The sequence below is a fragment of the Paracoccus onubensis genome, from assembly GCF_003591515.1.
Lineage (GTDB): Bacteria > Pseudomonadota > Alphaproteobacteria > Rhodobacterales > Rhodobacteraceae > Paracoccus > Paracoccus onubensis.
Map to the genome: position 1 here is coordinate 1 of NZ_QZCG01000011.1, position 23,716 is coordinate 23,716.

At 63.7% G+C, this 23,716-nt stretch carries 25 protein-coding genes; 10 read left to right on the plus strand and 15 right to left on the minus strand.

Going from position 1 to position 23,716, the window contains the following annotated elements; genetic code table 11:
* Positions 1-35: 35 nt before the first annotated feature.
* Positions 36-1,574, minus strand: a complete 1,539-nt coding sequence (locus D3P04_RS15685; protein WP_119750878.1) for an ATP-dependent DNA helicase — start codon at positions 1,572-1,574, stop codon at positions 36-38.
* A 263-nt stretch (positions 1,575-1,837) separates the two neighbouring features.
* Between D3P04_RS15685 and D3P04_RS15690 the strand changes: the two genes are divergently transcribed.
* Both D3P04_RS15690 and nagB read left to right on the plus strand, forming a co-directional pair.
* Positions 1,838-2,716 carry a PIG-L deacetylase family protein gene (locus tag D3P04_RS15690; RefSeq protein ID WP_119750585.1) on the plus strand — a complete coding sequence of 293 codons (879 nt, stop codon included), beginning with the start codon at positions 1,838-1,840 and terminating at the stop codon, positions 2,714-2,716.
* A gap of 4 nt (positions 2,717-2,720) precedes the next feature.
* The gene (nagB, locus tag D3P04_RS15695) at positions 2,721-3,500 is read left to right on the plus strand and encodes a glucosamine-6-phosphate deaminase (protein ID WP_119750587.1); all 780 of its coding nucleotides are present in this window, start codon (positions 2,721-2,723) and stop codon (positions 3,498-3,500) included.
* A 210-nt stretch (positions 3,501-3,710) separates the two neighbouring features.
* Here the strand turns inward: nagB and D3P04_RS15700 are convergent, their stop codons facing one another.
* The 3 genes from D3P04_RS15700 to D3P04_RS15710 all read right to left on the minus strand — a co-directional run bounded on the left by D3P04_RS15700 (position 3,711) and on the right by D3P04_RS15710 (position 5,837).
* Positions 3,711-4,514 carry a uracil-DNA glycosylase gene (locus tag D3P04_RS15700; RefSeq protein ID WP_119750589.1) on the minus strand — a complete coding sequence of 268 codons (804 nt, stop codon included), beginning with the start codon at positions 4,512-4,514 and terminating at the stop codon, positions 3,711-3,713.
* 89 nt (positions 4,515-4,603) lie between these two features.
* A complete protein-coding gene (locus D3P04_RS15705; RefSeq protein ID WP_119750591.1) occupies positions 4,604-5,308 on the minus strand; it encodes a response regulator in 705 nt (234 codons plus the stop codon).
* A complete protein-coding gene (locus D3P04_RS15710) occupies positions 5,271-5,837 on the minus strand; it encodes a MarR family winged helix-turn-helix transcriptional regulator (RefSeq protein ID WP_232845038.1) in 567 nt (188 codons plus the stop codon). The genes D3P04_RS15705 and D3P04_RS15710 overlap by 38 nt, the downstream gene beginning before the upstream one ends.
* A gap of 156 nt (positions 5,838-5,993) precedes the next feature.
* On the opposite strand from D3P04_RS15710, the gene D3P04_RS15715 reads away from it, so the two are divergent.
* Positions 5,994-6,863 carry a branched-chain amino acid aminotransferase gene (locus D3P04_RS15715; protein ID WP_119750593.1) on the plus strand — a complete coding sequence of 290 codons (870 nt, stop codon included), beginning with the start codon at positions 5,994-5,996 and terminating at the stop codon, positions 6,861-6,863.
* A gap of 328 nt (positions 6,864-7,191) precedes the next feature.
* Here the strand turns inward: D3P04_RS15715 and D3P04_RS15720 are convergent, their stop codons facing one another.
* From D3P04_RS15720 to D3P04_RS15755, 8 genes are all read right to left on the minus strand, one after another.
* Complete coding sequence (locus D3P04_RS15720; protein ID WP_119750595.1) at positions 7,192-7,380, minus strand: hypothetical protein; 189 nt, start codon at positions 7,378-7,380, stop codon at positions 7,192-7,194.
* A 57-nt stretch (positions 7,381-7,437) separates the two neighbouring features.
* Positions 7,438-7,902, minus strand: a complete 465-nt coding sequence (locus tag D3P04_RS15725; protein ID WP_119750597.1) for a PTS sugar transporter subunit IIA — start codon at positions 7,900-7,902, stop codon at positions 7,438-7,440.
* An 81-nt stretch (positions 7,903-7,983) separates the two neighbouring features.
* Positions 7,984-8,559: a ribosome hibernation-promoting factor, HPF/YfiA family gene (gene hpf, locus D3P04_RS15730; RefSeq protein WP_119750599.1), complete on the minus strand. Its 576-nt coding sequence runs from the start codon at positions 8,557-8,559 to the stop codon at positions 7,984-7,986.
* A 189-nt stretch (positions 8,560-8,748) separates the two neighbouring features.
* Complete coding sequence (lptB, locus tag D3P04_RS15735) at positions 8,749-9,489, minus strand: LPS export ABC transporter ATP-binding protein (RefSeq protein ID WP_119750601.1); 741 nt, start codon at positions 9,487-9,489, stop codon at positions 8,749-8,751.
* Positions 9,489-9,980, minus strand: coding sequence for a lipopolysaccharide transport periplasmic protein LptA (lptA, locus tag D3P04_RS15740; protein ID WP_232845039.1), 492 nt, complete (start codon positions 9,978-9,980; stop codon positions 9,489-9,491). Before lptA ends, lptB begins: the two co-directional genes overlap by 1 nt.
* A 21-nt stretch (positions 9,981-10,001) precedes the next feature.
* Positions 10,002-10,577, minus strand: a complete 576-nt coding sequence (locus tag D3P04_RS15745; RefSeq protein WP_119750603.1) for a hypothetical protein — start codon at positions 10,575-10,577, stop codon at positions 10,002-10,004.
* Between the two features lie 4 nt (positions 10,578-10,581).
* Positions 10,582-11,535, minus strand: a complete 954-nt coding sequence (locus tag D3P04_RS15750; RefSeq protein WP_119750881.1) for a KpsF/GutQ family sugar-phosphate isomerase — start codon at positions 11,533-11,535, stop codon at positions 10,582-10,584.
* A gap of 30 nt (positions 11,536-11,565) precedes the next feature.
* Positions 11,566-12,180 (minus strand): ribonuclease D, encoded by a 615-nt coding sequence (locus D3P04_RS15755; protein ID WP_119750605.1) that lies wholly within the window; start codon positions 12,178-12,180, stop codon positions 11,566-11,568.
* Positions 12,181-12,500: 320 nt separating this feature from the next.
* On the opposite strand from D3P04_RS15755, the gene D3P04_RS15760 reads away from it, so the two are divergent.
* The 7 genes from D3P04_RS15760 (at position 12,501) to D3P04_RS15790 (ending at position 18,792) form a co-directional block, all read left to right on the plus strand.
* Positions 12,501-13,457, plus strand: a complete 957-nt coding sequence (locus D3P04_RS15760; RefSeq protein WP_119750607.1) for an AAA family ATPase — start codon at positions 12,501-12,503, stop codon at positions 13,455-13,457.
* Positions 13,458-13,782: 325 nt separating this feature from the next.
* On the plus strand, positions 13,783-14,628 hold the full coding sequence (locus tag D3P04_RS15765; protein WP_232845040.1) for a DUF58 domain-containing protein: 846 nt from the start codon (positions 13,783-13,785) through the stop codon (positions 14,626-14,628).
* Positions 14,625-14,978, plus strand: a complete 354-nt coding sequence (locus D3P04_RS15770; protein WP_119750609.1) for a hypothetical protein — start codon at positions 14,625-14,627, stop codon at positions 14,976-14,978. Before D3P04_RS15765 ends, D3P04_RS15770 begins: the two co-directional genes overlap by 4 nt.
* Positions 14,975-15,925 carry a VWA domain-containing protein gene (locus tag D3P04_RS15775; RefSeq protein WP_119750611.1) on the plus strand — a complete coding sequence of 317 codons (951 nt, stop codon included), beginning with the start codon at positions 14,975-14,977 and terminating at the stop codon, positions 15,923-15,925. Before D3P04_RS15770 ends, D3P04_RS15775 begins: the two co-directional genes overlap by 4 nt.
* On the plus strand, positions 15,913-16,815 hold the full coding sequence (locus D3P04_RS15780) for a VWA domain-containing protein (protein ID WP_119750613.1): 903 nt from the start codon (positions 15,913-15,915) through the stop codon (positions 16,813-16,815). The genes D3P04_RS15775 and D3P04_RS15780 overlap by 13 nt, the downstream gene beginning before the upstream one ends.
* Positions 16,816-16,999: 184 nt before the next feature.
* Complete coding sequence (locus D3P04_RS15785; RefSeq protein WP_119750883.1) at positions 17,000-17,617, plus strand: hypothetical protein; 618 nt, start codon at positions 17,000-17,002, stop codon at positions 17,615-17,617.
* Positions 17,611-18,792: a BatD family protein gene (locus D3P04_RS15790; RefSeq protein WP_119750615.1), complete on the plus strand. Its 1,182-nt coding sequence runs from the start codon at positions 17,611-17,613 to the stop codon at positions 18,790-18,792. Before D3P04_RS15785 ends, D3P04_RS15790 begins: the two co-directional genes overlap by 7 nt.
* A gap of 10 nt (positions 18,793-18,802) precedes the next feature.
* On the opposite strand, the gene opgC is transcribed toward D3P04_RS15790, so the two are convergent.
* The 3 genes from opgC to D3P04_RS15805 are packed head-to-tail and all read right to left on the minus strand — an operon-like array spanning position 18,803 to position 23,696.
* A complete protein-coding gene (gene opgC, locus D3P04_RS15795) occupies positions 18,803-20,050 on the minus strand; it encodes an OpgC domain-containing protein (RefSeq protein ID WP_119750617.1) in 1,248 nt (415 codons plus the stop codon).
* The gene (mdoH, locus tag D3P04_RS15800) at positions 20,047-22,140 is read right to left on the minus strand and encodes a glucans biosynthesis glucosyltransferase MdoH (protein WP_119750618.1); all 2,094 of its coding nucleotides are present in this window, start codon (positions 22,138-22,140) and stop codon (positions 20,047-20,049) included. The genes opgC and mdoH overlap by 4 nt, the downstream gene beginning before the upstream one ends.
* Positions 22,137-23,696: a glucan biosynthesis protein gene (locus tag D3P04_RS15805; RefSeq protein WP_119750884.1), complete on the minus strand. Its 1,560-nt coding sequence runs from the start codon at positions 23,694-23,696 to the stop codon at positions 22,137-22,139. The genes mdoH and D3P04_RS15805 overlap by 4 nt, the downstream gene beginning before the upstream one ends.
* Positions 23,697-23,716: the final 20 nt, after the last annotated feature.

Sequence of the window (23,716 nt, forward strand, 5' to 3'; positions counted from 1 at the left end):
CGCGAAATGACCGCATCGCCGCTCCCCCGCCCGGCTCAGCCCTCGTCGCTTTCAAGCGCAAGCGGCGCAAGCGGCACGGTCAGATCCTCGGTCGAAAGCGCGGCCGAAGGGCGGGCCAGCCGCGCCCGGGTGATCCAGTAAAGCCGCTCCTGCGCGCGGGTGATCGCCACATAGGCCAGCCGTTTCCACAGCGCGATCCCGGCTTCCGAACGGCCCGACCATGCGGCGGCACTGATATCGGGGCCGAAGACCTGCACATCGGGCCATTGCGAGCCCTGCGCCTTGTGGATCGTGACCGCCGCGCCATGCAGGAAAGCCGCGCCCATATTGGCGGCAAAGGGGATAAAGGGTTCCTCGGCATCCGGCATCTCGATCTTGACGATGCTGGCGGCGGACAGGCGGGGATCCTCCGCGCCGATCACATGCAGACGGGAAAAGCCCGGTTTGCGGCCCGGCCCCAGATAGATCACCTGAGCGCCCTTGATCAGGCCCCGCGCCTCCAGATCAATCCGCTTCTTGCGATGTTTCAGTGGCAGTTCCAGCCCGTCGCAGATCAGCGGCTCTCCGGGCAGAAGCGCGTCGCCCGGCGCGCCGAAAGCCGAGCGGAACGCATGGATCAGCCGGATCCGCGTGGCATTGCGCCAGACCAGAACCGGGCTGCGGGCCATCAGATCGCTTTCCACCCGCTCGGCCCAGATCACGCGGGGATCGCGGGCGGCGGCCTCGCGGATCATCTGCTCGAATTCGCGGAATTCAAGGCCCTCATCGGCAAGCGCATGGGCCAGATCAAGGATCGGGCTGTCATCGGCCTGACGGTGGATCCGGCTCAGCATCAGCCGTTGGGATTCGGTCAACCGATCGAAGACCATCTCGCCCGACTGGCCGACAGGCGCAAGCTGCGCCGGATCGCCGAACAGGACCAGCACCGGGAAAATCTCGCGCAGATCGTCGAATTGCTTTTCATCCAGCATCGAGGCTTCGTCGATCAGCCCGATATCCAGCCCATCCTCGCGCCGTTTCCAGCCCTTGATGAAATCCGAGCCGCGCAGCCCCGCCGCCGCCAATGCGCCGGGAATGCTGGCATTCTGGTCGTAGAATGCCTTTGCGCGATCAAGCGCGGCATCGGTCAGCCCCTCGACCGTGGGACGGGTGGCATCGCCCGCCAGCCATTCGGCGATGCGTTCATATTCGGGGTCATAGACCGGGGTGTACAGGATCCGGTGGATCGTCGTGGCCGGAACGCCCCTGTTGCGCAGCACCGAGGCGGCCTTGTTCGTGGGGGCAAGGATCGCGACGGTGCGGCGGTCCTTGCGGGCGCGGCCCTCGTAATCGGCACTGACCAGCTCGACGCCCGCTTCGCGCAGGGCACGGGTGATTTCCGACAGAAGCAGGGTCTTCCCCGATCCCGCCTTGCCGATCACCGCCATGACGCGGCTCTTTCCGGGAAGCGGCGGCAGCAATTCCTCGCTCGTCAGGTCGATCCCTGCCGAGAGGAAGCATTCCGCCAGACTGTCCCACGCATCAGCCTGATCCGGGGAAAGCGACGGCAAAGAGGTGAGGCTTTGGCCAGTCATGCGCAAGCTCTTATCGCGGCAGGCCCCGAAAGCGAAGAGAGGAAGCGCCGTGAAATGCCGGAGCGGGGGATTTTGCATCCCCCGCGCCCCCTGCAAGGTATTTGAACAAAGAAGAAATATGCCGAAAGGGCAAGGGTCCGGAGCGATCCGGATGCAGGGCGGGTGGAGAGATCGCTGGAACCGGCTCTGAACACGGCGCTTGCACAAGCCTTGCCCCCCCGTCATTTATGCGGAAGGCAGGAACAGGGCGAGGGCCGGAGGGAATGGCGGAGAAGAACCCATATAGGCAATATGTCTCGGATTTCGCGCGGCTGCTTGCACGAGGACGGGATCTGCCGCTTGGCGGTTTCCCTGCCATGACCGGGCAGGCACAGGCAGAAGACGCGCCAACCGCACTGATCTTCGCCCCGCATCCCGATGACGAATGCATCATCGGCGGCCTGCCGCTGCGGCTGTTGCGCGAACTTGGTTACCGTATCGTCAATGTCGCCGTTACTCAGGGCAGCCGCGAGGACCGGCGGGCGGAACGCTGGCAGGAACTGGCGCAGGGCTGTGCCGCTTTGGGCTTCGGCCTGATTGCGACCGGCGATGGCGGGCTGACCCGGATCCGGCCCGAGACCCGCGAACAGGAGGCGCCGCATTGGCGCAGCGCCGTGGATGTCATTTCGGGGATCATCGCCGCGCATCGCCCGCAGGTCGTGTTCTTTCCGCATGACGATGACTGGAACCAGACCCATATCGGCACGCATCTGCTGCTGACCGATGCCTTGCGCGAGCAACCCGAGGGCTTTGCCTGCCATGTCGTCGAAACCGAATTCTGGGGCGCGATGGACAGCCCCAACCTGATGGTCGAATCCGGTGATCACGATGTGGCCGACCTGATCGCCGCCCTGTCCTGCCATGTCGGCGAGGTGCGGCGGAATCCCTATCACCTGCGCCTGCCCGGCTGGATGATCGACAATGTGCGCAGGGGCGGCGAGCTTGTCATGGGTCAGGGTCAGGCCGCGCCGGATTTCACCTTTGCCACGCTTTACCGCCTGCGCCGCTGGCAGGATGGCGCATTGCGTGATGTGCTGGATCAGGGCCGCGCAGTCGCAGTATCTCAGGATCTGGCCGATCTGTTTCCGGCATTGGGAGATTGAGCGAATGGAAGTCATCACCCGCAGCACCGCCGAACAGGCCGTCAGGCTGGTCGCAAAGCTGCTTGAGGCGCGGATCCGCACGAAACCCGACGCCGTTCTGGGCCTCGCGACCGGCCGGACCATGGAGCAGGTCTATGCCGAACTGGTCGCCAGCGGCGTGTCGCTGGCCCGCTGCACCAGCTTCAATCTTGACGAATATATCGGCCTGTCGCCCGAGGATCCGAATTCCTATCGCAGCTATATGAACGAACATCTGTTCTCGAAGACCGATATCGATCCGGCCAATACGCATGTCCCGGATGGCGCTGCAGCCGATCTGAAGGCGGCGGCGCAGGATTACGAAAACCGGATCTCGCAAGCGGGCGGGATCGATCTTCAGCTTCTGGGGATCGGCGAAGCAGGGCATATCGGCTTCAACGAACCGTTATCCTCGCTGATGTCGCGGACTCGCGACAAGGCGCTGACCCCGGTGACGCGGGCGCAGAATGCCGGGATGTTCGGCGGCGACCCGGACCGGGTGCCGAAACGCGCCCTGACGATGGGGGTGGGCACGATTCTGGACGCGCGGGAACTGATCCTGCTTGCGACCGGTCCGGCCAAGGCCGCCATCGTCGCCCGCGCCGTCGAGGGGCCGGTGACCTCGATGATCAGCGCCTCGGCGCTTCAGCTTCACCCGAATTGCAAGATCATCGTGGACGAGGCGGCGGCAAGCCAGCTTGAAGGCCGCGAATATTACGATTTCGTCTTCGCGAACGAGCCCGAATGGGACGGGTTCAGGGACTGACGAAGAGTCACAGCCGGACAAATATCATCCGACCCTGCCTGCCTCGGCCTCCACTCTTCTTCTTTGCTCAAATACCTTGCCGGGGGTCCGGGGGATGCAAAATCCCCCGGCCTTCGCGGGACGCAAAAAACCCGCAGCCATGTTCAATTCAAAACCGTCACACTCGACAAAGCCGGCTGACCTGCGCCTCTTGCGCCCCAGCTGTGCCGCCTAGCCCTCCAGCCGCGCGGCGATCGACAGCAGATCCGCCCATGCCTCGCGTTTGGCGGGCGGGTTGCGCAGCAGATAGGCGGGATGGGTCATCGGCAATGCGGGCAGGCCGAAAGCCTCGGTCCAGGTGCCGCGCAGGCGCAGGATGCCGCGGCGGCCAAGGGCGGCCTGACAGGGAATATTGCCCATCAGCACGATCAGATCCGGCGCGGCCAGTTCGATATGGCGGCGGACGAATGGCAGGCTCAGCGCGATCTCTTCGGGGCTGGGGTCACGGTTTCCGGGGGGCCGCCAGGTCAGGACATTGATGATATACAGCGCCTTTTCGGCATCCACCGCATCCCGTGACAGCCCGATCGCGCCGAACATCTGATCCAGCAACTGCCCGGCACGGCCGACGAATGGCCGGCCCTCGCGATCCTCCTGATCGCCCGGAGCCTCACCCAGAATCAGCAACCGCGCCTTGGGATTGCCATCCGAGAAACAGAAATTCCGCGCGCCCTTCTTCAGTTCGATCCCGTCGAACCGTTCCTGCAGGGTCGCCAGGGCTTCCAGACTGTCGGCAGAGGCGGCCAATGCTTCGGCCTCGGCTACCGGCGGCTCCGGCTCGCCCGCAGGTTTCGCGGCCACGGGCTGAACCGTCGGCGCAGGCGCGGCGGCGCGGGGCCGGTCCTGCAAGGCGAATCGGTCAAGCGGCGCATCGGCGACAGGTTCGTCCGCGCCCATCTCGGCCTGCCATTCAAGCAGCGCCAGCGCCGTGTCCGCGTCAAGTTCGATGCCCTGATATGTCGGATTCCCGCCCATGCTGCCAGATTAGCGCATTTCAGGGCGAAATGGACAGCGCTTCCCGGGCCGGGAATACAGGGGCATATCCGCCGCCGCGCCCATGGGCATCAATCGGTCACCAGCATATATCCCGCCCCGCGCACCGTTTGCAGAAAGCGCGGCTCTTTCGGGTCGGGTTCGATCTTGCGGCGCAGCCGGGTGATCTGCACATCGATGGCGCGCTCGGAATTCTCGGATTCCTCGCCGGTGCCGCGCCCCAGATCCTCGATCAGCTCGGACCGGCTGACCGCCTGACCGCGACTTGCCGCCAGCCGCCGCAACAGTGCCTGTTCGGTGCCCGTCAGCCGCAGATGGGAATCGCCCTGCCAAAGTTCCGCCTTCTCGGTATCGTAGCGCAGCATCCCCAAGGTCAGGAATTTGGGCTGCACGGTCTCGGTCGCCGGGACGCGGCGCAGGATGGCGGCGATTCGCAACAGCAATTCCCGCGGCTCGAAGGGCTTGGCCAGGTAATCGTCGGCGCCGCTTTCAAGCCCGGTAATCCGGTCCCCGGTCTCGCCTCTGGCCGTCAGCATCAGGATCGGCATGTCCGACCGCTCGCGCAGATGGCGGGACAGGGAATAACCATCCTCCCCGGGCATCATCACATCCAGCACAACCAGATCGAAATCCAGCCCGGCCAGCAGCCGCCGCGCCTGCGACGCATCCCGGGCGCAGGTGATCAGAAAACCGTTCTTGCGCAGGAAGCGGCCCAGAAGGCTGCGGATGCGCTCATCGTCATCGACGATCAGAATATGTGTATCTTGGCTGCTCATTGGCGGGGTCTTTTTGATCCTCGGGCAAATCCTTGACTGACTGATACAGCCCGCGCGTCGCGGGGTCCATCATTGCCTCCAGCACCTGCCGAAAACCCGCCACCGCCTGAGGCCCGGCAGTACGATAGGCGGTCCGCATCCGGGCACGCTGCGCCTCGGACAGCCGGCGTTCCAGTTCGGTTCCCTTTTCGGTCAGGAAAAGCTGACGTTCGCGGCGGTCCCGGCGTCCGATCTTGCTTTCGACCAGCCCGTCCTCGATCAGGGTGCGCAGAACCCGGTTCAGGGATTGCTTGGTCACGCCCAGAACCGCAAGAAGCGAGGTCACGGTCAGTCCCGGCCCCCGGCTGATGAAATGCAGCGCGCGGTGATGGGCGCGGCCGTAATCCATTTCGGCCAGAATCATGTCCGGATCGGCCGTAAAGGCGCGATAGGCGAAGAACATCGCCTCGATTCCGCGCCGCAACTGGTCATCGGTCAGAAACAGCAGATCTTCGCCAATCATCCCCGGCATCCTGATATTCTGCTGCATGTTCATTTCCTTCCATCCATTTACCGGCTTGATAGGGCAGCCTTGTTGACTTTCCAAGATTCGATTGCTAGCCGTCAAGCATCTTACGCAAGAAATTGGCCAATTCCGGGGTTATTTGCGCAAGATCCGAAAATTCCGGAATTGATGGAGAGTAAAATGACGGCGGCATATGACGATCGTGACGGTAAAATCTGGATGGATGGCGAGTTGGTCGAATGGCGCGACGCGAAAGTGCATGTCCTGACCCATGCGCTGCATTACGCCAGCTCGGTTTTTGAAGGTGAGCGCTGCTATAACGGCAAGATTTTCAAAGGGCATGAGCATTCGCTGCGGCTGATCGAATCGGGCCGCCTGCTGGACATGCCGATCCCCTACTCCGCCGAAGAGATCGACATTGCCAAGGATGCCGTGCTGAAGGCCAATGGATTCACCGATGCCTATGTGCGCGCGGTCGCATGGCGCGGCTCGGGCGAGGATATGGGCGTGTCGGCCCGGAAGAACCCGGTGCGCATGGCTGTTTGCGCATGGGAATGGGGCAGCTATTACGGCGATGCCAAATGGCAGGGCGCCAAGCTGGACGTCGCCAAATGGAAGCGCCCCAGCCCGGAAACCATCCCCACCGCCGCCAAGGCTGCCGGTCTCTACATGATCTGCACCATGTCCAAACATGCCGCCGAGGCCAAGGGCTGCTCGGACGCGCTGTTCATGGACTGGGAGGGTTACGTGGCCGAGGCGACCGGCGCGAATATCTTCTTCGTCAAGGATGGCGAGGTGCATACGCCGCTGGCCGATCGCTTCCTGAACGGCATCACCCGCCAGACCGTCATCCAGATGATCAAGGACAAGGGCGTGGCCGTGCATGAGCGCCGTATCAAGCCGGAAGAACTGGAAGATTTCCAGGAATGCTTCCTGACCGGAACCGCAGCCGAGGTGACGCCGGTCGGCCAGATCGGCGACTGGCATTTCCAGGTCGGCCAGACCACGCGCGGCATCGCCGAGGATTACGAGAAACTCGTTCGGGCGTAAGATATCGGTCCGGCAGGGGCGCCGTAACGGCGGCGCTTCGCCTCGCGCGGGATCAATGCGGCGCGAGGGTGGTTTTGTGGCGGTACTGAACAGGAATAATCAGCTGCCGCTATATCCACGCCCGGAATCAAGGCCCGCCGGGCAGCGCCCGACCGCCCCAGTGGGCGGGCGCTTTGGTGACGTTGTCCTGCTAGCCGGGCGTCGTGCGGGATTGCACCATAAAATGCTGACCACGATTGCCGTGATGCCCGCCCGCGGCCGGGCACTGCCCGGCTCTGCAAGGCTTTGATTCGATTAAAACCAGACCCCACGCCCGGATCTTGCGGCGTCAGACCGTCCGGCCGCGCGCGATTCGCAGATATTCGGCGGTCTTGCGATTCACCGAGCCACGCATCAAGGGGCGGCTATGCAGCGCCCAGATGGCCGGATGCATGCCCGATTCGCGTTCCTGACGTGTATATTCGCGCAGCCGGTTGTGATCGGGGCTGCGGGGCTGATCCTCGACATGCTTGTTCATCGGTTCCTCCAAGGTGGCAGGAAGCCAGTATAGCGCCGAATCGCTCCGGCGCCAAATTCAGGCCGCCTGAATGCCCTGCGCCGCCGCCAGAACCGCATGCAGCGCGGTCGGGCTGTCATTGGCGCGAAGCTTGCTGCGCAGATCGGGATCGCGCAAGGTCCGCGACACCAGCGCAAGCGCCTTGAGATGATCCACGCCGCCCGATTCCGGGGCAAGCAGGGCGAAGATCAGGTCAACCGGCTTGCGATCCACCGCATCGAAATCCAGCGGCTTGTCCAACCGCAGGAAAAGCCCGACGACCCGGTCAAGCTTGTGCAGGCGCGCATGGGGCAGGGCAACGCCCTCGCCGACGCCGGTCGGACCAAGGCTTTCGCGTTCCTGCAATGCGTCCAGCACCTCGGACGCATTCAGCCCGTATTGGGAATTTGCCAGGTCGGCCAGTTCCTGAAACAGCCTTTTCTTTGATGTTACCTGCCCGAGGGTGCGAACGGCCCCCGGCCCGAGAATCTCACTAAGTTGCATTCAGTCCTGTCTTTCCTACGCTTGCCGCCCCGACAAGCCTGTTGCCGGGGCGGTTCCGTCCGGAACGCGGAGCGCGACCGGCTATCCGTTTCCACGCGGATCAATCCAGCCTACATTGCCATCCTCACGGCGATGCACGACATTGACACCGCCATGTTTCTCATTCCGGAACACCAATAGCGGAGCCCCGGCCAATTCCATTTGCATCACCGCGTCACCCACCGACAAGGTCGGGACACGGCTTTCCATCTCCGCGATGATGATGGGTTCAAGTCCGCTTTCCTGCGCTTCCCATACATCCTCGTCGGCGGAGAGCACATACAAGCCGGCCTCACCGAATTCAACCGGTTCCGTACGGTCCTTGTGATGATCCTTCAACCGGCGCTTGTAGCGCCGCAATTGCTTGTCCATTTTTTCGCGGCAGGCTTCGAACGAAGCATATACCTCATTCGCGGCACCCCGCGCCTGCACGATCAGCCCGGTGGACAAATGAACAACAGCGTCACACAGAAACTGATGCGCATCACGGGAAAAGGTGATTGTCGCCTCGGTGGGGCGCTGGGAATATTTCACAACTGTGTCGCCCAGCTCTGTCTCGACATGCGTGCTGAGGGCGTCACCGACATCAATTTGTTTTCCGCTGATGGTAAAGCGCATCTTACATCCTTTCCGGTTGCCCGTTTCTGCCTGCGCCGATCCGTTCATAGGTCCGCGCGTGGCGGAAAACGGGAATAGCGGGGTACGACAAGCCGCACCCACATGAGTCAATTTGGTGACAGCAAAACGTTTCTGTCAACGGCAAGCATAAGATCTGCAGGAAATTCCTGCGGGGTTCAGCCAATACCGTCAGCCGATATGGAAGCTGTCGCCAAGATAAACCTCGCGCACACGCTGATCCGCCACGATCTCATCCGTGGAGCCGGACATCAGCACATGACCGTCATGCAGGATATAGGCGCGATCCACGATCGCCAGCGTTTCGCGCACATTATGATCGGTGATCAACACGCCGATGCCTCGCGTTTTCAGATCATGCACCAGTTCGCGGATTTCCCCCACGGCGATCGGATCGACCCCGGCGAAAGGTTCGTCCAGCAGCAGGAATTTCGGCGAAGAGGCCAGACAGCGGGCGATCTCGACCCGCCGGCGCTCGCCCCCCGACAAGGCCAGGGCGGGCGCGTTGCGCAAATGGCTGATCGAGAAATCCGCCAGAAGCTCTTCAAGCCGGTCCCGGCGGTGGCGCGGATCGTCAAAGGCGACCTCAAGCACGGCCATGATATTCTGCTCGACCGTAAGGCCCCGGAAAATCGACATTTCCTGCGGCAGATAACCGATTCCCATGCGCGCGCGCCGGAACATCGGCAAGCGTGTCGCGTCCTGTCCGTCGATCATGACCTGCCCCGCATCCGGCGCGACCAGCCCCGCGATGCAGTAGAAACAGGTCGTCTTCCCCGAGCCGTTCGGCCCAAGCAACGCCACGACCTCGCCGCGTTTCAGCGTGACCGAGACTTCACGGATCACCAGCCGGTTGCGATAGGATTTGCGCAGATCCCTGACCATCAGGCCGTCATTCGAAATCTGCTTCATCAGTTCGTGCCCGGTTGAAGAACGGACCGCACCCGGCCATCGACCTTTGCCGTGCCAGCCGCCAGATCAACCTGCATCCGGTCACCGGTCAGGACATTCTGGCCCTGTGTCATCACCACGTCACCGGTCAGGACCACCTCGCCCGCCTCGACATTGTAACTGGCCTCGGCAGCCTCGGCGGCATCCTCGCCGCTGACAAGCGTCACATTGCCCTTGGCGTGAAGCGATTTGATCCGGCTTTGCCCGGCATCGGCATATTCCACCGTGACCTGATCGGCGGCAAGGCGCATTTCCCCCTGCCCGATCACCACGTTACCGCTGAATACCGCATGGCCGTCTTCCTGCCGGACCGAAAGCTGATCCGCCGACACCTCGACCGGGGCCGAGGCATCCGCTTTCAGGCCCCCGAATCCGACCTGCTGCGCCATTGCCGGCACCGCCACAAAGATCGGGGCCACAAGGGTCAGTGCAATCATCATCGAACGCAGCATCTGCATCTTCCTTCACTGAAATCAGGGTTGGTATATCAAACGCACACCATCGGTGAAATTCAATACCGCCGAATCCTTCTGTTCCGCCCCCGCCTGCAATTCCATTGCCCCCGCCGTAAGCTTGCCGAAAGGCGCGGTCGCCCCGATTCCCTCGGTGGCCACCATGCGCGAACGGTCGGTTGCGGTGTCGATCTTTTCGGCGATTATATACCATCCCGAAGAGGTCGCCATGGTCACGCCCCCCTGCAAGGTAATCAATTCGTCATCCATCGCGCCGGCCGGGGCGGTCAGTTGCGCCGCCAGCCCATCGGGACGGCGCAGATCCAGCCGCAAACCATCGGCAGAGCCGCCCGCATCCTGCGCAGGGCTGATCTGCGAGGCGCGCAAGGACAATTCCGCGCCATCCTCTGTCACGCCGGAATATTCCGGGGCGATCATGCGCGGTTCGCGCGCCATGCTTTCGGCATCGGTCTCGGCATAGGGAATCTCGGGTTCGGTATCCGAGCCGCCCGAGAACAGGAACATCGTCGACAAGATGACAAGCGCCAGCATGGGCAGCAGGACGCGCAGCCAACGAACGATCCGGGTGCGCGTCATCGGCTCAGACCATCCCGGCCCGCAGGCAGTCATGGATATGCAGGATCCCGACGGGCTTGCCGTCGGTCACGGCAAAGAGGCAGGTGATATTCTTTCGCCCCGGAGCCTGCATTTCGGCAAGAGCCGATGCCGCCAATGCGGCGGGCTCAATTACGCGCGGATCGCGGGTCATGACCTGCGCCGCATTGTTATCCAGAAGCCCGTCCATATGCCGCCGCAAGTCACCATCGGTGATGATGCCGGTCAGTTTGCCTTCGCCGTCCAGCACGCCGGTGACACCGTAACCTTTCTGGCTGATGACCAGCAATGCCTCGCTCATTGGATCGTTTTCCTGCACCAGAGGCATGTCTTCATGCATCAGATCACCCACGGTCGCCAACAACGCGCCCAGCTTGCCGCCGGGGTGGAAGGTGCGGAAATGCTCGGCGGTGAATTCGCGATGCTCCATCAACGCCACGGCCAGCGCGTCGCCCAGCGCCAGCGTCATGGTGGTCGAGGTGGTGGGCACGATCCCCCGCCCGCAAGCCTCGGGAGCGTCGGGCAGCACAAGCGCCACATCCGATTGCCGCAGCAGGGTCGAGCCGGGTTTCGACGCCACCCCGATCAACGGGATCCGGAAGCGGCGGGTATGGGCGATCAGGTCGGCAAGTTCCGGCGTCTCGCCGCTATTCGACAGCACAAGCGTCACATCGGATTGCGTGACCATGCCCAGATCGCCATGACTCGCCTCGGCCGGGTGGACGAATTGCGCGGGCGTCCCGGTCGAAGCCAGCGTCGCCGCGATCTTGCGGGCGATATGGCCGGATTTGCCCATGCCGGACACGATCACCCGGCCCGATGCCCCAAGGATCAGGTCGATGGCCTCTTGGAATTCCGGGCCAAGACCGTCCGCCAGAAGGTCAAGCGCCCTTGCTTCGGTGCGGATTACGCGGGTGGCGGTGTCGAGAAACGAATTCATGCTGCCCATCTATTGGTGGAAGATATTCATCTAGTGGTGGAAGATATCCTTTTCATCCCCCCAACCCAGCAAATCCAGATGGGCACGCGCCGGAAGGAAATCGAAACAGGCCTGCGCAAGACCCAAACGATTCTCGCGCCGCAAACGTTCCTCGAGCGCGTCTTTCAGCTTGTGCAGATACAGCACATCCGATGCCGCATATTCCAGCTGCGCATCGGAAAGGTCCTCGGCGCCCCAGTCGCTGGTCTGCTGCTGCTTGCTGACATCGACATTCACAAGCTCGGACAGAAGGTTTTTCAGCCCGTGCCGGTCGGTGAATGTCCGCACCAGTTTCGACGCGATCTTGGTGCACCAAACCGGAGAGGTCACGACCCCAAAGGCGTTTTCCAGCGCAGCGATGTCAAAACGCCCGAAATGAAACAATTTCAGCACTTTGGAATCGGTGAGCATGCGCGAGAGATTGGGCGCTTCGGTCTGGCCCCTTTCGATCTGGACCAGATGCGCCTGACCGTCGCCCGAGGACATCTGCACCAGGCAAAGCCGGTCCCGGCGCGGGTCCAGCCCCATGGTTTCGGTATCGATGGCCACGACCGGACCAAGATTCAGATCGTCGGGAAGATCATTCTGGTAAAGATGTATGCTCATCGGCTTCGCTGTTTCATCTCTGAGTCAATCATTTTTCCCCAATGACCAGAAACTGCGGGGGCATTCCAGTCAATTGCAACAGATTTTTCGTTTTCCGGGCGCAGGCCATGCCGAAAACAGGTAAGGCCAGCCCGACAAGCGCACCCTGCCATTTTCCGCCACGGCTGTGGGCATGATTTGGGGCGTGGGAATAATCTGCAAGCATGATTCCCTTAAAATCACCTGGTCATAATGTACAATCACCTATGTCAGACTTTCGGCGGGCTGGATACCGGGCACGAGTCCCTGCACAATGTGCATGTTCGCTCTGGAGGGCAGCGATGAACGAGCTTTCGCACAAAACGCATCCTGTCGCACGGCTGGGGGCAGAAGTCGGCGCGGCGCTGATCGGTCATGAAATCCTGGTCGAGCGGTTGCTGATCGCACTTCTCGCCGGTGGACATGTCCTGATCGAGGGGCCGCCCGGCATCGCCAAGACCCGCGCCGTCAAGCAGCTTGCCGCGCATCTGCCCGGCAGCCATGCGCGGATTCAATGCACGCCGGACCTGTTGCCGTCGGATCTCACCGGCACGCAGGTATTCCGGCCCGAAACCGGCGGGTTCGACTTCATGCCGGGCCCGGTCTTTCACAGTCTGGTTCTGGTGGACGAGATCAACCGCGCGCCGCCCAAGGTGCAATCCGCGCTGCTGGAGGCAATGGCGGAGCGGCAGGTAACAAGCGGCGGCGTCACCCGGCCGCTGCCCGATCCCTTCATGGTCGTGGCAACCCAGAACCCAATCGAGCATGAAGGCACATTCCCGCTGCCCGAAGCGCAGCTTGACCGTTTCCTGCTGCATCTGCGGCTGGATCTGCCCGGAGCCGAGGCCGAACGCGCGATCCTCGATCTGGTCGAGGCCGAAGGGCAGACACCGCCCAAACCCGGTACAGTCGTCGCGCCCGAGGATCTGACGCAGGCGCAGGCCGAGGTGGCGCAGGTTCATCTTGCCCCGGCACTGAAGGATTTCATCGTGCGGCTGGTCATGGCCACACGTCCGGGCGGCACTGTCGCGGAATGGATCGAGCATCCGGTTTCGCCGCGCGGTTCCCTTGCACTGGCGGCGGGGGTGCGGGCACGGGCCTGGCTGAATGGCCGCGATCACGGGCTGCCCGAGGATGCCGAGGCGCTGGCGGCGGACGCATTGGCGCATCGCATGGTTCCCGCATGGCAAGCCGTCAGCGAGGGGCGCAGCGCAAGGCAACTGGTCGCCGAGATATTGGCCGAGGTCCGGCCTTGGTGAAACACAGGGCGGCAGATCGGGATTTGCGGTGTGCCGCGAATGCGGTCTTTCCGTCCGGCAGGGGTGAAACGAACCGCGGCACCGCTATCTCGCACGCGCGGAATCAAGGGCCAACGGCCCGCCGCGCAGCGCCCGGCCGCCCCCCGGACGGGCGCTCTGGTGCCGTTATCCTCCGGGTGCAGCAAAGCGCGTGGTTGCACCATAAAGCGCGGATCACAACCGGTTCCGCGCCCATCCGCGGCCGGGCACCGCGCGGCTATGTCGGTAACGAAACGATGGTCAGACATACCGGGTGCCTTGCGATCATCTCTTCCGGAATCCCGCAATGACCGGTCTGCGCTCATCCGAAGCCCCTCCGGGGATCCGGCTGACGGAGGCGGAACTGCTGGCGCTGCGCGATGAGGGCGTGGCGCCCAACCGGCACCGTCCGGCAACGCGCAAGCCCGGAGCGGTACCCGCGCGGATGGAAGGCGCAGGCATGGATCTGCGCGAGATCCGGGCCTATGTCGCGGGCGACGATCCAAGGCGGATCGACCCGGCGGCAACCGCGCGGACCGGCCATCCCCATATCCGCAGCCTGCATGAAGACCGCGACGACACCACCTTGCTGATCGCCGATTTCCGCGCGCCGATGCTGTGGGGCACCGGAACGGCCTTGCGGTCGGTCAGGGGGGCATATCATCTGGCCCGCGCGGGCTGGCAGGCGGTGCTGCGCGGCGGATCGGTCGCCGCGCTGACCGTCACCGGGGACGGTCTGGCCGAACTGCCCGGCGCGGCGGGCGACCAGCATATGGCCGGCATCGCGAAACTGCTGGCGCTGCAGCATGATCGGGCACTGAATGACGGAGCGTCCGGCAATCCCGGCAGGCCGCCCCTGGCCGAGGCCCTTGCCCGTGCCGCGCGGCTGGCCCCTGCGGGCGGGCGCGTATTGCTGGCGACTGCGCCGGGTGAGTGGCGCGATGCCGAGGCGGCGCTATCGCGGCTTGCCCGCCGCCGCACCGTCACCATCGCCCTGATGCTGGACGAGATCGAATGCACCCCCCCGCGCGGCGTGCTTGCTGTCAGCGATGGCCGCGCAAGCCGTCTTGCCCGTCTTGCCCTGCCCGATCTGGCCGGAGAATGCGCCCGGCTGCGCGCCATCGGCACCAGACCCGCCGAGGTGCAACCATGACGCATGAAGACATGCTTGCCGCACTTGCCCCGCCCCGCCTGCCCGCCGATATGGCCGCGCTGGGCTGGCGCGAGCTTTGCGGGCTGGCCGGGCTGGGCCTGCTGGCGGCGCTGATCCTGTTCGCGCTGCTGCTGCCCTGGCTGACCCGCCGCCCTTCGCGCCGCGTCCGCATCCGCGCCACGCGCGGACAGCCCGGAGCCGAGCGGATCCTGTCCATCGCCCGCATCCTTGGCCATCTGCCCGAAGCATTGCGCCCGGCTGCCTATGGCGCTGCCCCGCCGCCTTCGGACGAGCAGATCGAGCGGATCGCGCTGGCGGGCGCAAACCCGCGCGGCAAGAGGCGAAGATGAGCTTTGCCCTGCCCTGGCTGCTGATCCTTCTGCCGCTGCCGCTATTGCTGCGACGGCTGACGCCGCCCATCGCCATCGGCCGGCCGGCACTGATCCTGCCGCAACATCTGTTGCAGGCCGCTCACAACGAAACCGGGGCCGAGATCCGGCGCGGGCCGTGGCTGACCGGGCTGACATGGATCCTGCTGGTGCTTGCGCTGGCAGGGCCAAGGACCGAAGCGGTCAGCGACATCATCCCCGCCTCGGGGCGCGATATCGTGCTGGCCATCGATCTGTCGGGCAGCATGATGAAAGAGGATTTCCGGCTGGACGATCAGCCCGTGTCGCGGCTGGATGCCGTCAAGCGCACCGCCTCGGCCTTTGTCGCGGCGCGGCGCGGGGACCGGATCGGGCTGGTGATCTTCGGCGAAGAAGCCTATTTCGCCGCCCCGCTGACCTTCGACGTGGATGCCGTCGCCCGCGCCATAGACGAGGCGCAGATCGGCATATCCGGGCGCGGCACGGCGATTTCAGACGGGCTGGGGCTTGCCACCAAGCGGCTGTCACGCAGCGATGCGCCGACACGGGTGATCGTGCTTCTGTCGGACGGGGTGGATACCTCGGGCAATGTGCCAGCAGTCGAGGCGGCAAAGCTGGCCGCCTCGCACGGGATCAGGGTCCATTCCATCGCCCTTGGCCCCGAAGATCTGGAGAACCAGCCCAAATCGCGCGATGCGGTGGATGTAAAGACCCTGCGCGATATCGCGGCGGCGGCGGAAGGCGAAAGCTTCCGGGTCCGCACGACCGCGGATTTGCAGCGCATGGCGGCCACGCTGGACCGGCTTGAACCGAACCCTTCGTCGCGCCCGCCGATGCGCTATTGGCAATCGCTGTGGCAATGGCCGGCGCTGCTGGCGCTTGGATGCCTTATCCTTCTGACCGTCAGGAGGCATGGATGGGCGGGTTGATCCTGATGCGCCCATGGTGGCTTCTGGCACTGCTGCCTCTGGCGGCACTGACGCTGTGGACATTACGGCATAATGGCGATGCGGGCGGCTGGCAGCGGGTCATGCCGCCGCGGATGCTGCGTGCGATGATCGCGCTTGGCGCATTGGGCGGGCGGCAGCCGCTGTGGCAGCGCAGTCTGACGCCTGCTGCGATGCTGGCCCTGATCCTTGGCCTGACCGGCCCCGCCCTGCCGCGCCGCGATGCGCCGGTGCTGACCCAGACCGATGCCGTGGTGATCGCCATGGACCTGTCGCCTTCGGTCGCAGCGGGGCCGGGTCTGAAACAGGCGCAATTCGCGGCGGCGGGGCTGTTGCAGGGGCTGGCCGGGCGGCCCGTCGGGCTGATCCTTTACGGGGGCGAGGCTTATACCGTGGCCGCGCCGACCCTGGATCTGTCCACGCTTGAAACGCAGATCGCGGTTCTGGATGCCGACACGATGCCCAATCCGGGAAGCCGGGTGGCGGATGCGCTTGGGCAGGCGGGCAAGATGCTGGAACAGCCGCGCCGCGCCGATCTGGTGATCATCTCGGATGGCGGCGGCGTCGACCGTCAGGCCGAGGCCGAGGCGAACCGGCTGGCCGATGCGGGCGTGCGGATCTCGGCCCTGCGGATCTCGGATGTCGCGCCGGACGCCCCGGTACCGCCTTCAGATGCGCTTGAACGGCTGGCGCGGGGCGAGGGCAAGGTTTTGCCCGCCGATCAGATGGCGCGGATGGCCGGATCGCTGGACCGGACGGGCGCGGCGATGCGCGATCCGGTGCTGCGGGCGCTGCAATATCGCGATCTGGGCCCGGTTCTGGCAGCATTCGCGCTGTTTCCGCTGCTGATCATGTTGCGGAGGCAGAAATGACGGCGGGGTTCCACATCGGGATAGCGGCGCAGCGCCCGTCCGCCGGGTGGGCGGCAAAGGGATGTGTTTCTCGCTTTATGGCGCAACTCCGGACGGGGTTGATACCGCAGGATAACGTTACAAACGCGCCCGCCCGGTCGGGCGGATGGGGCAGGCCAGTCGCACTCATCATCGGGGGGATGCGATGAAACTGCCCCTGCTTATCCTGATCGCCGCTCTTGCCGCCATCGCCCTTGCCGGACCCGAGGCGATGGGGCGGCTGGCGCTGCGGTCTGGCTGGGACGGGGCGGCGGCGCGGCTGTTATCCGACCGTGCGGCGCAGGGCGTGGCGCTGTACCGGATGGGGGATTACGCCGCCGCCGACAAGGCATTCGCCGATGCCGGCCGGTCGCAGACCTATAATCGCGGTCTCAGCCTTGCGGCCACCGGGGATTACCCGCTGTCTGTCGCCTATTTCGACGCGATGCTGTTTGCCAATCCCGCCGATGCGCAGGCCCGGTCCAATCGCGAGCTGGTCGCCTCAATGTTCCCGCCGCCGCGCGGGGAAAGCATCGCGCCGGGACGATTGGCCGGGGCCGGAGGCATGGAATCGGAAGAGGCGCCCGACTCCAATCTGCTTGCCAATGCCTCGGGTCCGAAATGGGACCGCCAGCTTGACCGCAAGGGCATCGCCGCGACGGATGAATGGCTCGAGATCATCTCGGACGATCCGGGCGAGTTCCTGCGCCTGCGCATCCGCGCCGAATATGAACGCCGCGCCAATCTTGGCCTGATCCGCCCGAAAGAGGCCGACCCATGGTGAGCCGACCGATCCTGTCGCTGCTTCTATGGCTGTCCATTTTATGGGGGGCCGCCACGCTTCCCGCCGCCGCGCAGGGCGATACGAAGCTGCGGATCCTGTATGATCACGGCAATCCGGTCGTGTCCGAGATGGTCCGGCTGACGATTCGCGGCGAATATGACCTGACCGTCTCGCTGGAAGAGATGGTCATCCCGAATTCGCCCGATTACGACTGGATCCAGATCGCCCGCGACGATTGGCACAAAGAGCGGGTGAATGGCCGCCTGTTGCAGATATTCGAACGGAAGATCGCCGTCTTTCCCAGCCATGACGGAGAAATCTCCATCGGCCCGATCACGCATCACCTGACCTATGTTCAGGGCAATGGGCAACGCGCGGAAACCGATGTCACCGCGCCGGCGGCAGTGCTGAACGTCAAGCCCTTTCCCGGCGATCACCGCCCCCTTTCGGCGAAGAAACTGACCCTGACCGACGAATTGTCGGCGGAACCGGGGCAGTTGAAGCAGAACGAGGTCCTGACCCGCCGCGTCACCATCGAGGCGCAGGACACGCTGGCCCATTATCTGCCTCCGCGCCCGGATCTCAGCCAGCCCTGGATGATCAGTTTCACCGCGCCCGAAGAGCGCGAGACGGTCATGACCGATAACGGTCCGGTGGCGCGGGTGGTCTGGGAATGGCAATTGCGCCCGCATACCGGCGAACCCGCCATCCTGCCCGGCGCGGGGTTTGCGTGGTTCGACAGCGCGAACCGGCGGGTCGAGATCGCGCCGCTTGACCCGATTCCCTTCGGATTTAGCGGATTTGGCGCGAATTTCGGCGATAGCGGCGATGGCAGTGCCTTGCCCAACCGCATGATTTCAATTGCCGTGCTGCTGGCTGCCTTTACCGGCGGATTGGTGGCGCTGCTATGGCAGCGCAGCCCGATGCGGGGCGATGCCCTGCAAAGACGCCTGCGCCGGTTGCTGCCCTCACCCCATATGCGGGTGATGCGGAAGGCGGCCAGCCGCAACGATCTGACCGCCCTTCGCCACGCCGCCGAACGGCATCTTGACTGGCGCGGGCTTCAGCCGCAGGGCCTGACCGAGCTTGATCGCCAGCTTTATGCGGCGTCCCCCCTGCCGGGTTTTGATGCGCGGGACTGGCTGAAATCTTTCCTGAAGTCGGCACGCGGATAAACCGCCGCCGCTATGTCCGTGCCTGAACGGGCGGGCACTGCCCGGCTTTGGAGGGTTCCGGAACGCATGTTTCTGCCGGAGCCTGAAGGGCGTTGGCGGCCTTGGCCGCTTTGGCAGCCTTGGCCTGAAGAGCTTTCGCCGCTCTGGCCGCTTTCCGGGCCTTTTGCCGCGGCGCGCCATATTCCAGCCAGACGATGGCAAGCCCCCATAGCGCCATAACGACCCACAGATCGACCGCCAGTCTTTGCAATACCGGCTGATCGGCAGGATTGATCTGCAACGCATCCCCCAGAATCGACAGCAGGACGCAGGCGATGAAGGACCATAATCCGCCGCGCCCGATCTGCTGCATCGCTTCTCCGGGGCGGCTTGCGGCGATCCGCTCAATGATCCGGGCCAATGGCACCGCGACCAGCCAGCTTGCCGCGACGATCGCCAGATAGCGTGTGCCGTCCAGCGGCCATTTGTCGATATGCCCGTAGAGCGGCCTGAGCGCATTGCGCAAGGGCAACCCCGCCTGACCGAATTGAACCGCAGTGCCAAGAACCGCACCGAAAAGGAACATGGCCCAGGCAGCCAGCGTGACCGCAAGCCGATACCGCAGCAATACCGGCATGAACTGTTTGCGGAACAGCGACATCGCCACGCCGGTGAAGAACAGCATCTGCCAGCCGAACGGATTGAACAGGAAGCCCGATCCGCGTTGATTGGGGATCATGGCATTCAGCGTCGGCGCGAACCACCAAAGCGTCACCGAACAGATGGCGAAAACCAGCGGCCAGCGAAGCATGACCGGAACAAGCAACGGTGTGGAGGCGATCAGCAGGACATAGACCGCCAGCACGTCCAGAAGATTCGGCTGCATCCACATGGTCATCAATGTGCCCACGTAACCCAGCGGATTCTCGAGGACCCAGATCGCATACTGGTTCCAGACGGCAGTATGTCTCATCTCGAATGCCAGCAATATTGCGGACAGAAGCGCAAGCAGCACACCGCCGATCACAAGGGCGCGCCAGACCTCGAAGGCGCGGCGGACAAACCGGCGCCTGGCAACGCCGCGGCCCTGCTTTTCCTCGACATTCAGCCAGACTATCCCGATCAGGAATCCCGACAGCAGCACAAAGAGTTCTGCCGCATCGAAGACCACGAAATTCGCCAGCGTCACCTCGCGCAGGATCGAGGCCGGCATGTGATCGAGCATAATGCAGACAAGCGCGTAGCCGCGCAGCGCATCCAGAGATATCATGCGCTTCATATGGGAAGCTGGCTCCACTCTCGCAGCAGTTCCCTGCTTGACACAAGCGCGTTTGCCTCAGCCGGGTTCAGGAAACCAAGCGCTTCCGTCTGGCTTGCCGCATTGGCGATCTTGGCGCCTGCGGTGATCTGGTCCATCCTTTCCGCGGCGGGCCTTTCGTCCAACACCGGGACAAGCGCCATATGCCAGGCCAGCAGCTCGGGTTCCTTCCCAAGGCGAAGGATCGACTCGTTACCCGATTGCTGCCGGGGAAGCTTGCGCATCACGGCCTGAGCCTCGGACAGCACCCGGGGCGGATCGCGCTCTTCCGGGGTGACCAGCAATCCGCGCATTCGGGTCCAGCGGCCAAAGACCGGGCTGGCCGAGAAACGCGAGGTCAGCGGCGACAGGATCAGCCCTATCAGGATCGGCGACAGCCAGATCAGCTGCCGCGGCGAGAATTCGGCCAGCACGATCAGCGTGCCCACGCCCAGCGCGACATGCGCCCAGTGACGGCTGATCACGACATGCCACGGCGGAACCGTTCCGGCACGGACCTGTGCTTTCCATCCGCTGTCCCGGCCGCGCAGGATTTCGTATATCTGCCGGGTCTGGGTCAGCATCTGCACCGGGGCGATCAGTGCCGAAAGCACGATCTCGAACAGCGCGCTTGCAAGAATATGCACCGGGCCGCCGGAATTCCGCGCCAACGGCCGGAGCCACGCCCGGAAAAGCGCGAAGAATCTGGGCAGCAGCAGCAGCGCCATGGCGGTGATGAACAGCCACAGCATCCGCAGGGAATCGAAAACCGGCCATTCGGGGAAAAGCTGATAGGCGTTCGGGAAATATTCCGGCGTGGACAGAAGCACCGTGGCCGACAGCACAAGCCCGACCAGAATCAGCGCCAGCCAGATCGGGCTCATCAGGAATGCCAGCACGCCGATGGCGAAATGCGCGCCGCTTATCGCGCGGGTGCCCTTCATACCGATCAGGCCAAGATGCTGAAGGTTCCCCTGCGCCCATCTGCGTTCCCGCGCCGCCATGTCCAGCAGCGTGGGCGGGCAGCCTTCGTAACTGCCGCGCAGATCGTAATCCAGCCGGACTTTCCAGCCCGCCCGGCACAGCGCCGCCGCCTCGACGAAATCATGGCTGAGGATCGAACCGCCGAAAGGCGGTTTGCCGGGCAGTTTGGGCAATCCGCAGCATTGGGCAAAGGCAGAAATGCGGATAATTGCGTTATGGCCCCAGAAATTTCCGGTATTTCCGGACCATGCGGCGACCCCGCGCGCGATCATCGGGCCATAGACGCGCCCGGCGAACTGAGTCAGGCGGGCGAAGATCGTTTCGCCGCCGACCAGAACCGGCATGGTCTGGATCAGAGCCAGATCCGGCGCCCCCTCCATCCGCGCCGAAAGCGCCCTGATGGTTTCGCCGCTCATGATGCTGTCGGCATCCAGAACGACCATATGATCGTAATTCCCGCCCCAGCGGCGCAGGAATTCCGCGATATTGCCGGATTTGCGATCCTCGTTGGTTTCGCGCCGGCGATACCAGATCGGCAGAGGCGACATTTCCCGCGCCGCCGAGACCGCCAGGGTTTCATTGACGGCAATCTCGGGGTCGCGCGTATCCGAAAGCACGAATATCTCGGTACGTTCGCCCATCCCCTCACGCATGAGATCCTCGGCAAGGGCGGTCAGCAGGCCGATGCTTGTCGTGGCATCCTCGTGATAGATCGGCATGACAACGGCGATGCGGGCGGTGCCGGGAATATCCGGAGTCTTCGGCACGCGTGCCAGAAAACCGACAATCGTGGCGCAGAAACTGAACCCGACCCATGCAAAGGTCGGCACGAACAAGGCCAGAAGCATAAGCTGCATCGGCGTCGGCTTGTCGCCGAAGGCGGTCAGCATTTGCAGAAAGCCGATAACCGCCAGCGCCGCCGTCCCGCCAAAGGCGATCAGCCGGGCCAGCCAGACCCGCCAGTTCTCGAACCCGGCTTTCGGGCCTTTCGGGGGCGGTCCGCGGAAATCCTGCACCGGCATTTCCAGCGGTGCTTCCGAGGGCATCGGCGGCAAATCCGCGCCGTTACTGTCAAGCGCAATATTCATGCCGACCAGCGAGTCATCCAGGTTTCGCTAAGCGCGATCCCGTCCTTGCCGGTCAATACGGCCTGAATATCTGCGAATTGCGCGTTTTCGGGCTGAAACTCGAAAGCGAGCCGCAAAACCTGCTGCTCGGGCAATTGCTTCAGATAGGCGTGAACGATCTTGCCCTTCGAGGTCGTCACCTTGGATTCCGGCAGTTCCGAAGAGAACAGGGACAGATCGAAATCGACGATGTAACTTCTTTGCGTTTCCTCATTGATCGAGCGGCCCGACCGGACCTGCCGGATCTTTGCCAGCGGCAATTCGCTTGGCGGCAGGGCCGAGAAGCTCATCCGATACTGGAATTCGCGCCGCTTGCCCTTGGTGATCGGTTCCTTGGGCACCCAATAGCTGACGATATTGTCGTTGAACTCATTCTCGACCGGAATTTCAACCAGCCTGATCTCGCCATCGCCCCAATCGCCCTCGGGTTCGATCCATGCCGAGGGGCGCAGGTGATAGGATGCTTCGGCATCCTGATAATCCTCGAACTCCCGCTTGCGCTGAATCAGACCGAAGCCGCGCGGATTGCTGTCCACGAATGAGGCGATCTGAAGATTCTTCGGCGATGACAGGCTGCGCCACAGGGCCTGACCCGCGCCGGTATGCATCTGCAGCCCGTCGCTGTCATGAACGGCGGGTCGGTAATCGTCGACCGTGCGGCGGCTTGCGGGACTGAACCAGAACATCGAGGTCAGCGGCGCAATCCCGGTTTCGCGCAGATCGATGCGCGGGAACAATGCGACCCGCGTGCGGACCATGGTCACGGCACCCGGGCTGACATCGAATTCATAGGCGCCAGTCACCGATTTGCTGTCCAGAATCGCGTGAATGCGGATCGTCCCGGCAGAATCCGGATCGGGTTCGTGAATCCAGAAATCGGTAAAGAGAGGAAATTCCTCGCCATCGGGACTGCCGGTCTTGATCGCCAATCCGCGGGCAGACAGACCGTAAAGGGTTCCGCGCGCCACGGCCCGGAAATAGGTCGCGCCCTGAAAGACCAGGAATTCATCCATGACGCCGGGCTTGTTCAGCGTGGTCCGCATGCGGAAACCCGACCAGCCCATCTCGCCCTTGGTATCCAGATCGGCGCCGTCCGGAAATTGCGAGGGATCGAATTCCAGCATATGCGGATCGAAGCCAAGCTTCTGCGGAACGCCGTCCCGGACGATGCTGATATTCACCGGCTCGTAGAAGATTACGCCCGGCGGCAACAGATCAAGCGCAAAGCCCCCGCGCCCCTCAAGCGGATCCAGATCGCGGCGGAAACGAATCCCGCGATATTGATCGTAATTCAGATCGGCAAAACTGCCGACCTGTTCGGCCACGGGCTGGGTGTAAACGCGGGTCGCGCGGTCTTCCGCAATCGCGGCGACGTCTTCGAACCCGAAATCACGATGCGCGGTCGGCACATCCCCGCCAGTTTCATCGTCAGCTTCCTGAGCCTGCGCCCTGGTTGCCACAATCTGACCACCGACTGCCAGCACACTGGCGGCATTAAGAAATTGTCTGCGCTTCATACGTGGATTTCGATGCCCAA

Excerpts from the sequence above, each read along its gene's own strand:
- D3P04_RS15685 (WP_119750878.1), bottom strand. The coding sequence starts at position 1,574 with ATGACTGGCCAAAGCCTCACCTCTTTGCCGTCGCTTTCCCCGGATCAG.
- D3P04_RS15690 (WP_119750585.1), top strand. The coding sequence starts at position 1,838 with ATGGCGGAGAAGAACCCATATAGGCAATATGTCTCGGATTTCGCGCGG.
- nagB (WP_119750587.1), top strand. The coding sequence starts at position 2,721 with ATGGAAGTCATCACCCGCAGCACCGCCGAACAGGCCGTCAGGCTGGTC.
- D3P04_RS15700 (WP_119750589.1), bottom strand. The coding sequence starts at position 4,514 with ATGGGCGGGAATCCGACATATCAGGGCATCGAACTTGACGCGGACACG.
- D3P04_RS15705 (WP_119750591.1), bottom strand. The coding sequence starts at position 5,308 with ATGAGCAGCCAAGATACACATATTCTGATCGTCGATGACGATGAGCGC.
- D3P04_RS15710 (WP_232845038.1), bottom strand. The coding sequence starts at position 5,837 with ATGCAGCAGAATATCAGGATGCCGGGGATGATTGGCGAAGATCTGCTG.
- D3P04_RS15715 (WP_119750593.1), top strand. The coding sequence starts at position 5,994 with ATGACGGCGGCATATGACGATCGTGACGGTAAAATCTGGATGGATGGC.
- D3P04_RS15720 (WP_119750595.1), bottom strand. The coding sequence starts at position 7,380 with ATGAACAAGCATGTCGAGGATCAGCCCCGCAGCCCCGATCACAACCGG.
- D3P04_RS15725 (WP_119750597.1), bottom strand. The coding sequence starts at position 7,902 with ATGCAACTTAGTGAGATTCTCGGGCCGGGGGCCGTTCGCACCCTCGGG.
- hpf (WP_119750599.1), bottom strand. The coding sequence starts at position 8,559 with ATGCGCTTTACCATCAGCGGAAAACAAATTGATGTCGGTGACGCCCTC.
- lptB (WP_119750601.1), bottom strand. The coding sequence starts at position 9,489 with ATGAAGCAGATTTCGAATGACGGCCTGATGGTCAGGGATCTGCGCAAA.
- lptA (WP_232845039.1), bottom strand. The coding sequence starts at position 9,980 with ATGCTGCGTTCGATGATGATTGCACTGACCCTTGTGGCCCCGATCTTT.
- D3P04_RS15745 (WP_119750603.1), bottom strand. The coding sequence starts at position 10,577 with ATGACGCGCACCCGGATCGTTCGTTGGCTGCGCGTCCTGCTGCCCATG.
- D3P04_RS15750 (WP_119750881.1), bottom strand. The coding sequence starts at position 11,535 with ATGAATTCGTTTCTCGACACCGCCACCCGCGTAATCCGCACCGAAGCA.
- D3P04_RS15755 (WP_119750605.1), bottom strand. The coding sequence starts at position 12,180 with ATGAGCATACATCTTTACCAGAATGATCTTCCCGACGATCTGAATCTT.
- D3P04_RS15760 (WP_119750607.1), top strand. The coding sequence starts at position 12,501 with ATGAACGAGCTTTCGCACAAAACGCATCCTGTCGCACGGCTGGGGGCA.
- D3P04_RS15765 (WP_232845040.1), top strand. The coding sequence starts at position 13,783 with ATGACCGGTCTGCGCTCATCCGAAGCCCCTCCGGGGATCCGGCTGACG.
- D3P04_RS15770 (WP_119750609.1), top strand. The coding sequence starts at position 14,625 with ATGACGCATGAAGACATGCTTGCCGCACTTGCCCCGCCCCGCCTGCCC.
- D3P04_RS15775 (WP_119750611.1), top strand. The coding sequence starts at position 14,975 with ATGAGCTTTGCCCTGCCCTGGCTGCTGATCCTTCTGCCGCTGCCGCTA.
- D3P04_RS15780 (WP_119750613.1), top strand. The coding sequence starts at position 15,913 with ATGGGCGGGTTGATCCTGATGCGCCCATGGTGGCTTCTGGCACTGCTG.
- D3P04_RS15785 (WP_119750883.1), top strand. The coding sequence starts at position 17,000 with ATGAAACTGCCCCTGCTTATCCTGATCGCCGCTCTTGCCGCCATCGCC.
- D3P04_RS15790 (WP_119750615.1), top strand. The coding sequence starts at position 17,611 with ATGGTGAGCCGACCGATCCTGTCGCTGCTTCTATGGCTGTCCATTTTA.
- opgC (WP_119750617.1), bottom strand. The coding sequence starts at position 20,050 with ATGAAGCGCATGATATCTCTGGATGCGCTGCGCGGCTACGCGCTTGTC.
- mdoH (WP_119750618.1), bottom strand. The coding sequence starts at position 22,140 with ATGAATATTGCGCTTGACAGTAACGGCGCGGATTTGCCGCCGATGCCC.
- D3P04_RS15805 (WP_119750884.1), bottom strand. The coding sequence starts at position 23,696 with ATGAAGCGCAGACAATTTCTTAATGCCGCCAGTGTGCTGGCAGTCGGT.